Genomic DNA, 1,990 nt, shown 5'->3' with positions numbered 1-1,990 from the left:
GTGATGGCCTTGACCGTGAACGTCCACTGGTCGTTCGACTCCACCACCGCCTGATCTCCGAAGTGGTCGCCGTCGCCCAGCACGTCGAGGATGACCTGATCTCCATACCGGCCCACGCCCAGCTTGTTGGCCTTGCCGTGGGCGATCAGGATGACATGCTCCGCGGGCTGGCCCGCCTCGACGATGACGTCGCCGGGCTTGTACTCCTTCTGGACGAAGCGGCTGGCCAGGGAGTCGAGCACCGCGCTGTCGCCTTCAAAACCGCGCAGCAGGGGCAGCTTGCCGAGCTCCTGGGGAATGACCTCCACCCGGGCGCCGACGTTGCCGAAGCTGAGGCGATCGTCCCCCACGGTATAGGTCAGGCGGCGGTTGACGCGGTACACGCCACTCGACATCTGCACCCAGGGCAGCATCCGCAGCAGCCACCGGGGAGAGATGCCTTCCATCTGCGGCAACGACTTGGTCGTCGTCGCCAACTGCCGGGCAGCGGCCGTGCTCAGACTCGTCTGATGCATCTCCACTTCACCACCGCCACCCGTGTTCACTGAATTCGCCATGGACTACTCCTCAACCAGGTCCGAGCTGCGTACAGACAGCGCCTGCTCTAGGTGCGGCCAATCTCCACGCTCTCGAGGATGCCGAGCGCGTCGGGGATGAGCACCGCCGTGGAGAAGTAGGTGCTGACGAGGTAGGAGATGATGGCCTTCTCGTTGATGCCCATGAAGCGCACGGAGAGGCTGGGCTCGATCTCATCGGGGATACCGGCGTTGTGCAGGCCGATGACGCCCTGGTTCTTCTCACCCGCGCGCATCAGGAGGATGGAGCTGGTGCGGCCCTCGGTGATGGGAATCTTGTTGCAGGGGAAGATGGGGATGCCGCGCCAGGCGGGCACGTGGTGGCCGTTCACCTCGACCGGGGTCGGGTAGATGCCGCGGCGGTTGCACTCCTGGCCGAACGCGGCGATGGCGCGGGGGTGGGCCAGGAAGAAGGACGGGTCCTTCCACACCGTGGCCACCAGCTCATCCATGTCATCAGGGGTCGGAGGCCCGCTGCGGGTGTGGATGCGCTGCTTGAGGTCGGCGTTGTGCAGGAGGCCGAACTCGCGGTTGTTGATGAGCTCGTGCTCCTTGCGCTCCTTCAGGGCCTCGACGGTCAGACGCAGCTGCTGCTCGGTCTGGTTCATCGGGTCGTTGAAGAGGTCGGCGACGCGCGTGTGAATCTGGAGCACGGTCTGCGCCACGCTCAGCTCATACTCACGCGGAGAGGTCTCGTAGTCGACGAAGGTGCCCGGCAGCACGGGCTCACCCGAGTGGCCCGCGGCCAGCTCGATGGCGGCCTGGCCCGTCTGGTCCTGCTTCTTCTTCGAGAGGGCCTTGAACTCCTCGATGTGCTTCTGCAGCGACGGGGACTGGGCGACCACCGCCTCGAACGCGGACTGCTTGAGGATCAGCGCCGTGACCGGGGTGACGGCCTTGACCGTGAACTGCCAGTAGTCCTGCGACTCCAGCAGCACCTGGTAGCTGTAGTGGTCGCCATCCGCCAGCACCTCGAGCACGGTCTGATCGCCGTACTTGCCAGCGCCAATCTTGTTCACCTTGCCGTGGGCGATGAGGCAGATGGAGTCGGCCTCCTTGCCGGCCTCGGTGATGACCTCACCGGCCTTGAACTCCTTCTGCTCGAAGCGGTTGGCCAGGGCGGTCAACACCTCGACGTCTTCAAAGCCACGCAGCAGCGGCAGCTCGACGAGCTCCTGCGGGATGACCTGCACCTTGGCGCCGGTGCTGGTGAAGGACACCCGGCCGTCGCCAACGGCATAGCTCAAGCGGCGGTTGACGCGGTACACGCCGCCGGAGACCTGCACCCACGGCAGCAGCTTCAGCAGCCACCGGGTGGAGATTCCCTGCATCTGCGGGACGGACTTGACCGTCGTCGCCAGCTGGCGCGCCGCTTCCGTCGCGAGACTCATCTGCAGCTTCTCAGCATCACCACC

Annotated in this window: 2 protein-coding genes; both read right to left on the bottom strand. The window is 65.5% G+C overall.

What is annotated here, in order from left to right:
• On the bottom strand, nt 1-557 hold a 557-nt coding region (locus DAT35_RS57875; protein WP_146210356.1), incomplete at its 3' end, for a cyclic nucleotide-binding domain-containing protein.
• Nucleotides 558-604: 47 nt separating this feature from the next.
• Nucleotides 605-1,990: family 2B encapsulin nanocompartment shell protein (locus DAT35_RS57870; RefSeq protein WP_233262333.1), on the bottom strand; the 1,386-nt coding region annotated here is incomplete at its 5' end.

The organism is Vitiosangium sp. GDMCC 1.1324 (assembly GCF_003044305.1).
Taxonomy (GTDB): domain Bacteria; phylum Myxococcota; class Myxococcia; order Myxococcales; family Myxococcaceae; genus Archangium.
This window is presented reverse-complemented; position numbering and strand designations above follow the sequence as displayed.